The organism is Streptomyces sp. NPDC045899 (genome assembly GCF_056431485.1).
This window is the reverse complement of sequence record NZ_JBWKKP010000024.1, coordinates 21,588-28,155: the sequence shown is the minus strand read 5'-3', so window position 1 is coordinate 28,155 and position 6,568 is coordinate 21,588. Positions and strand designations below refer to the sequence as shown.

Annotated in this window: 6 protein-coding genes and 1 pseudogene; 4 read left to right on the top strand and 3 right to left on the bottom strand. The window is 68.0% G+C overall.

Annotated elements, in window-relative coordinates; genetic code table 11:
- Positions 1-198: 198 nt before the first annotated feature.
- Complete coding sequence (locus tag AC07FT_RS28555) at positions 199-735, bottom strand: MarR family winged helix-turn-helix transcriptional regulator (RefSeq protein WP_479178775.1); 537 nt, start codon at positions 733-735, stop codon at positions 199-201.
- A 212-nt stretch (positions 736-947) separates the two neighbouring features.
- Here AC07FT_RS28555 and AC07FT_RS28550 point away from each other — a divergent pair, with 212 nt between their 5' ends.
- The 4 genes and pseudogenes from AC07FT_RS28550 to AC07FT_RS28535 all read left to right on the top strand — a co-directional run bounded on the left by AC07FT_RS28550 (position 948) and on the right by AC07FT_RS28535 (position 4,153).
- Positions 948-1,547 carry a flavodoxin family protein gene (locus AC07FT_RS28550; protein ID WP_479178773.1) on the top strand — a complete coding sequence of 200 codons (600 nt, stop codon included), beginning with the start codon at positions 948-950 and terminating at the stop codon, positions 1,545-1,547.
- 450 nt (positions 1,548-1,997) lie between these two features.
- On the top strand, positions 1,998-2,492 hold the full coding sequence (locus tag AC07FT_RS28545) for a hypothetical protein (protein WP_479178772.1): 495 nt from the start codon (positions 1,998-2,000) through the stop codon (positions 2,490-2,492).
- Between the two features lie 46 nt (positions 2,493-2,538).
- Positions 2,539-2,955, top strand: a pseudogene (locus AC07FT_RS28540) (class I SAM-dependent methyltransferase); the annotation flags it as partial.
- A 364-nt stretch (positions 2,956-3,319) separates the two neighbouring features.
- Positions 3,320-4,153, top strand: coding sequence for a PIG-L family deacetylase (locus tag AC07FT_RS28535; RefSeq protein ID WP_479178771.1), 834 nt, complete (start codon positions 3,320-3,322; stop codon positions 4,151-4,153).
- Between the two features lie 457 nt (positions 4,154-4,610).
- Here AC07FT_RS28535 and AC07FT_RS28530 read toward each other — a convergent pair whose 3' ends face one another.
- Positions 4,611-5,150 carry a GNAT family N-acetyltransferase gene (locus AC07FT_RS28530; protein WP_479178904.1) on the bottom strand — a complete coding sequence of 180 codons (540 nt, stop codon included), beginning with the start codon at positions 5,148-5,150 and terminating at the stop codon, positions 4,611-4,613.
- Positions 5,151-5,339: 189 nt separating this feature from the next.
- Complete coding sequence (locus AC07FT_RS28525) at positions 5,340-6,542, bottom strand: epoxide hydrolase family protein (protein ID WP_479178769.1); 1,203 nt, start codon at positions 6,540-6,542, stop codon at positions 5,340-5,342.
- Positions 6,543-6,568: the final 26 nt, after the last annotated feature.

Genomic DNA, 6,568 nt, shown 5'->3' with positions numbered 1-6,568 from the left:
CGCCCCCCCCCCCCCCCCCCCCCCCCCCCCCCCCCCCCCCCCCCCCCCCCCCCCTCCTCCCCTCCCCCCCCCCCCCCCCCCCCCCCCCCCCCCCAGGGCCGTCCAGGTCGTCGACGCCGGGGATCGCCTTCATCGGCCGTGCCGGGTCCCTTTCGCGGTCGCGTTCCGATCGTCGACCGTGCGGCGCGCGCTCGGTGCTCAGATGTCGCTGGACTCGTTGTCCAACGCGTTCAGGGTGCGCCGCAGCAGATCGTTCAGCAGCTCCGCGGTGTCGGAAGGGAGCCGGTCCAGCAGCCGGGCGTGCGCCGTGGTGGCGGCCTCGACGGCCTGCTCCGCCGTGACCAGGCCCTGGTCGGTGAGCTGAACCCAGGTGCTTCGGCCGTCGGTCGCGTCCGCAGTCCTGCTGACCAGGCCGAGTTGCGTCAGACGCCGCAGGACATTCGCGGTGCCGCCCGAGGTCAGGAGGATGGCGTTGCTCAGCTCGGTGGGCTTGAGCCGGTAGGGGGTTCCCACTCGGCGGAGTGTGGCGAGCACGCCGTAGTCGGCGGGGGTGAGCCCGAACCTGGCCAGTTGGCGCTGAGTGGCCTTTTCGAAGAGATGGTTGAGCAAAGAGGTGCGCTTGGCGACCTCCAGCGGCAGACCGGCAACCGCGGGGAGTTCCCTCTGCCACGCGGTGATGACCTCGTCCACGTGATCGGGACGGGCCTTGCCGGTCGGCGTGGTCTCGGTGGTCATGCCCCTCCGTCCCGCTCGGCGGCTCGCTCGGGATCCGCTGTGCCAATTCCCTCAGTCTAAAGCTATCCGGGTGCCGCCTGAGCCCCTGTTGAGAGGGTGTTCTCACCCTCTGTAGTCAGGCGGCCGCCTGACAACCGTCTTGTGGTCCCGCTGCGCGCGCCCTATCCTCAGGACATAGCTTTCCATATAGCTTTCTGAACAGGGGTATGGTCATGGAACCGCGCATCGCCGTCGTCTACCACAGCGGATTCGGGCACACCGCGCAGCAGGCCGAAGCCGTCGCACGGGGCGCCGGAACAACCGCCCACGTCGATCTGATCCCACTCCCCGACCTCCTGGACGAGCACTGGGCGCGCCTGGACTCCGCCGACGCGATCATCTTCGGCACCCCCACCTACATGGGCGGCAGCAGCGCCGCATTCCGCACCTTCGTAGAAGCCACCAGCAGCGTCTGGGCGGACGGCCTCCGCTGGAAGAACAAGATCGCAGGCGGATTCACCAACAGCGGATGCATGAGCGGCGACAAGCTGCACACACTCACGGACATCGCCCTCTTCGCGGCCCAGCACGGAATGATCTGGGTAGGGCTTGCCGAACACGGCGGCTGGAACACCTCCACCAGCACCAGTGAGGACCTCAACCGCCTCGGAAGCTGGCTCGGCGCCATGGCACAGTCCAACAACGACGAGCCCCCCGAGCGCATGCCCGCATCGTCCGACCTGCGCACCGCGGAAGCTCTGGGAATCCGGGTCGCCGAAACGGCACGCGTACATCTCCTCGGCCGCGCCGCCCTGGAGCCGGCCCCCGCGTGAGCTCGTGCCCTCGAAAACGGGCCCGATCACGAGGTGCGTGTCCGCCCCGGCCGCGTTCCGCGCGCAACTCGTCCGGAACCGCGAGGGTGTCCGGGTTCGGCAGGAGTGGCCGAGTTCCGGGGCGAGTCCGACGTAGTGGCGGACGTCGCGGTACATGGCTGACCGCCGGTGACGCTGGAGCCGGGTGTCATCGGTCGTTGGTGTCGGCGTACCGGTGACACGCACCCGTACGCCGACACCGGGCCGCGGTCAGGGCGTCGTTTGGTGATCGGGCTGTGTTGGGTCGCGAACCACGACGCCAGAGCCCCCACTGGGGATATCCCCCTCTCCGATCCTGGGGTGCGTCGGATCGCGCCCCGGTGGGGGCGAAAATAGCGTTCGGTCATGACTTCGACTCCGTGAAAGCACCTCGTCATAGCACTCGCGGTCACTACGCTGCTCGTCGCCGAGGTGGCCACCGCCGCCGCCCAGCCCGCCAGTTCCTCCCGCGTGGCGCAATTGCGCCATGACACCAAGGCGATACACGCCCTCGGAATCAGCGGTGTGCAGGCCCGCGTGATCGGGCCTGACGGCCGGCAGTCGGTCGCCACCAGCGGCACCGCCGACCTGAACACAGACCGCCTGCTCCCGGCACCGCAGCTGGCCACGATGAAGCGGACCGTCCCCGTCAGCGCGGAGGTCCAACAGATGTGGCCCGGCGGCCGATACGGCCTCGGCCTGGTGGAACGGCCCCTGAGCTGCGGAGGAACCTACTGGAGCCACGAGGGTGGGGACGGCGGCTACATCACCCTCAACGGCGTCACCGATGACGGCAGACGCAGTGCCATGGTCTCCATGTCCGAGGCACGCGGCGACACCCCTGAGCACATACTGGGCCAGGAGAACGCGGCCAGCAGCGCCCTGATCGACCACGCACTGTGCCCCGGGGGCCTCAGCACCCCGTGAGCGGCGGCATCGCGCTGACCGGTGGGCGGCCGGCTGACCGCCTCGGGGCGCTGGAGTCGACGTCCGCTTCCTCTGTGGTGACGCTTTCGCTCTCCCTGCCACCGAGTCGAGGGGCTGGTACGACCTGGTCGTCGACTCAGGATGCTTCCACCACCTACCGCCGCATCGCCGTGTCAGCTACCTGGCTCTCCTCGATCGAGTCCTGGCCCCTGGCGGCCATCTCGCCCTCACCAGCTTCGCCTCTGGCGAGGGTGGTATGGGGTCGGAACTCGCCGACGCGGACATCTACCGTGAGCGAGAATTGCGGGGCGGCCTCTCGTACACACCAGAATCCCTGCGCTGGATCTTCTCTGACCTTGTAGAGGTCGAACTGCGCCGCATGCGAGAGGAGCCACCCGAGTCATCGCTCTTCGGCGCGGCATTCCTGTGGACCGCGCTGTTCCGCCGGGACGTGAGGACATGAGGCGGCGTTCAAGGCGAGCGCTTCGTCGAGGTGGCACAGACATGATCCGTCGCCGGTAGGAGCTCAGTCTTCGTGTCGGAATCTCACGGCTGGTGCCGGATGGAAGTCGGATCCGATGTGGCGCCGAAATATACAGGTCAGACCTGTGCTTCGTCCGCGTTGAAGCGCCGGCACATGTCCAGGCGGCCGCGCCGGGAACATTCGGTCCGGCCGTCGCGGTTGCATCGACCGGGGGACCGGCGCCGCATGGGCGGGGAACGCGGAGACCACGAGGTCGTCCGCCCCACCAGGATCCGGGCCCCAGGATCGCGGTACGACCGCCGCGCATTCGGACCAAGACGTTTTACTGCAGGAGGACCCTTTCATGACTGGCCGGCCCTTGACGCTCATGGCAGTACACGCCCACCCCGACGACGAGGCCACCGGAACGGGAGGGATCCTCGCGCAGTACGCGGCGGAAGGCATCCGCACGGTCCTCGTGACGTGTACCGACGGCGGTTGCGGTGACGGACCGGGGGGCGTCAAGCCGGGCGATCCCGGGCACGATCCGGCGGCGGTCGCCTTGATGCGCCGTCAAGAACTTGAGGCGAGCTGTGACGCGCTGAAGATCAGCGATCTGGAGATGCTGGACTATGCCGACTCCGGGATGATGGGCTGGCCGAGCAACGACGCCCCCGGATCCTTCTGGCAGACCCCCGTGCAGGAAGGCGCGGCCCGACTCGCGGAACTCATGCGGCACTACCGACCTGATGTGGTCGTCACCTACGACGAGAACGGCTTCTACGGCCACCCCGACCACATCCAGGCCAACCGCATCACGATGGCGGCGGTGAAGATGACCGCGCTGACACCGAAGGTGTACTGGACCACGGCCCCCCGTTCGATGATGCAGCGGTTCGGCGAAGTCATGCGTGAGTTTCATCCGGACATGCCGGAGCCGGATCCTGCCGAGGCCGCCGCGATGGCCGAGATTGGCCTTCCCGACGATGAGATCACCACGTGGGTGGACACCACCGCGTTCAGCGGTCAGAAGTTCGACGCGTTGGCCGCGCACGCCAGCCAGGGCGAGAACATCTTCTTCCTCAAAATGGGCAAGGAGAGGTTCGGCGAGTTGATGGGCATGGAGACCTTCGTACGTGTCCAGGACGCCACCGGCGCGGCCGTACCCGAGAACGATCTCTTCGCCGGACTGCGCTGATCCGCTCGCCTGGCCGGCCAGGAAGGTGCATCGACCGCGCGGTGTGACCGAGCGGGTCACACACCAGGAGGCTCGTCCAAGCGAGCTCTGCTCCGGCAGCCCGCGTCCAGGTCCTCGCCGGCGGCGCCGTCGAAGCATGCCCGCACCTCCGCCCCGCACACTGCGCTCGTCCCCAAATCCACCTGGACCGACCTGGGCGGCAAGGTCCGCAAGCACATCCCCGACGGCCACCGCAGGCTGCGACGCAGCCTGCGGTGGCCGTCGGCGGTGCGGCAGAGTCGGCTCTCGCCGACGCACCGTTCACGAGGCCCGGGACCGTGTGATGTTCATCGAGCTGGTGGCGTAGCCAGATGTGCACACCTACCTCGGCGTGTCACTCTGCCAAGCGCCTGCAGGACCGCAGACCCGTCAGCTTCGCCAACAACGCTTCGACAGAACCGAGCTGTCGAGCATGAGCTCAATCGCAGGACCGCAGCGGGGACCGCAGGCCGAGCCACTGCTCAGCGTCCCAGGCCCGGAACCGCTCTACTTCGGTGAATCCCAGCTTCGCCGCGAGGCGCATCGAGCCGAGGTTGGCGGTCTGGGTGGCGAGCACCACCGGCTCACCGGGAAGGACGCCGTCGAACCAGTCAAGTGCCGCCGCGCACGACTCGGCGGCATACCCGAACCCCCACGCCCGTGGCAGGAACAGGTAGCCGAGATCAGCCTTCCCCACAGCAGCCGGACGAAGGTGCTCCGTTGCTCGCCTGAGCGTGATCTGGCCGATCATCGCCCCGTCGAGATCGACGACGAAACTCCCGGGCCACCGACCGGGCACCTCGGGCAGCTCGCGCTCAAGCTGGTCACGCGGGCGGGGTCCGCCGAGGTAGGTGTGCACATCTGGCGACGCCAGCAGCTCGATGAACGCCACACGGTCCCGGGCCTCGGGCTCACGCAGCACGAGCCTCTCGGTCCTGATCGGTGCAGGCGGCCACGCGACGGGTCCGAGATCATTCATGCCGGTCAGCCAATCAGTGGACTCCACACCGATCAAGGCTTGCGGACCCTCTTGCCTTCAGCCCCCTGAGATGTCCTGACAGCAGATGTTCAGCAGTGTGGGCAGCACCCGGGTCGGGTCACGTGATCGCACAGTGCGTGTTCCAGGTGTCGGCTTACCCGCAGTGCGGTGCGGCCGGTGTTCGTCCGGTCAGGACGGGGTCGCGTCGCGCAGGCTGCGGAAGAAGGCTCGGATGTCGCCGACGAGCAGGTCCGGCTCTTCCATCGCGGCGAAGTGGCCTCCCCGGTCGAACTCCGTCCAGCGGACGATGTTGTTGGTGCGTTCGGCGATATGACGCAGGGCGATGAAGTTGTCTTGAGGGAAGGACGCGAACGCGGTAGGGGCCGTCGAGGCCTCCGGCGGCCTTCCCGAGTAGGCGGCGTGAGCGCGCTCATAGTAGATGCGTCCGGAGGACCCGGCGGTACCGGTCAGCCAATACAGCATCACGTTGGTCAGGAGATGATCGCGGTCGACCGCGTCCTCCGGCCGGTCGACGGAGTCTGTCCACTCCTTGAACTTCTCGGCGATCCAGGCGAGCTGGCCGATCGGGGAGTCCGTGAGCGCGTAGGCGAGGGTCTGCGGACGTGTGGACTGGATGTCGGCATAGCCTTGCTTGTCGCGGCTCCACGCCTGCATACGCTCCCAGGAGGCCCAAGCGCGCTCACGTTCCGCAGGGCTGAGGGCGGCGAGTTCTTCCTCGGTCGGCTCGGCTGTCGCCCCGGCACCGGGGATCAGGTTCAGATGGACGCCGATGACATGGTCGGGGCGGATGCGACCCACTTCCCGGGAAATCGCCGCTCCCCAGTCGCCGCCCTGCGTCCCATAACGGTGGTAGCCCAGGCGGTGCATCAACTCGGCGAAGGCAGCCCCGACACGGTGGTACTCCCAGCCCCTGTCTCGGGTGGGGCCGGAGAACCCGAAGCCCGGGATGCTGGGCAGGACCAGATGAAAGGCGTCCGCAGGATCGCCACCGTGCGCCCGAGGGTCGGTGAGCGGTCCGGCGATCTGCTCGAACTCGACGATGGAGCCGGGCCAGCCGTGCGTGATGATCAGCGGCGTGGCATCCGGTTCCGGGGAGCGGATGTGTGCGAAGTGGATGTTCGCGCCGTCGATCGTGGTCATGAACTGCGGCCACTGGTTCAGGCGCGTCTCGGCCGCCCGCCAGTCGTAGGTGTGCCGCCAGTGGTGTGCGAGTTCTTGCAGGTAGCCACGCGGAACGCCGTAGGACCAGCCGATATCGGGCAGTTCATCCGGCCAGCGGGTGCGGTCGAGGCGGTTCTTCAAGTCGTCCAAGTCGCTGTCCGGGATGGAGACTCGGAACGGTCGGATGCTGTCGTCCGATGATGTCGTCATGGTGGTGCAGCTTAGGTGGACTACCG

Coding starts and splice junctions, on each gene's coding strand:
- AC07FT_RS28555 (WP_479178775.1), bottom strand. CDS start 735: ATGACCACCGAGACCACGCCGACCGGCAAGGCCCGTCCCGATCACGTG.
- AC07FT_RS28550 (WP_479178773.1), top strand. CDS start 948: ATGGAACCGCGCATCGCCGTCGTCTACCACAGCGGATTCGGGCACACC.
- AC07FT_RS28525 (WP_479178769.1), bottom strand. CDS start 6,542: ATGACGACATCATCGGACGACAGCATCCGACCGTTCCGAGTCTCCATC.
- AC07FT_RS28535 (WP_479178771.1), top strand. CDS start 3,320: ATGACTGGCCGGCCCTTGACGCTCATGGCAGTACACGCCCACCCCGAC.
- AC07FT_RS28530 (WP_479178904.1), bottom strand. CDS start 5,150: ATGAATGATCTCGGACCCGTCGCGTGGCCGCCTGCACCGATCAGGACC.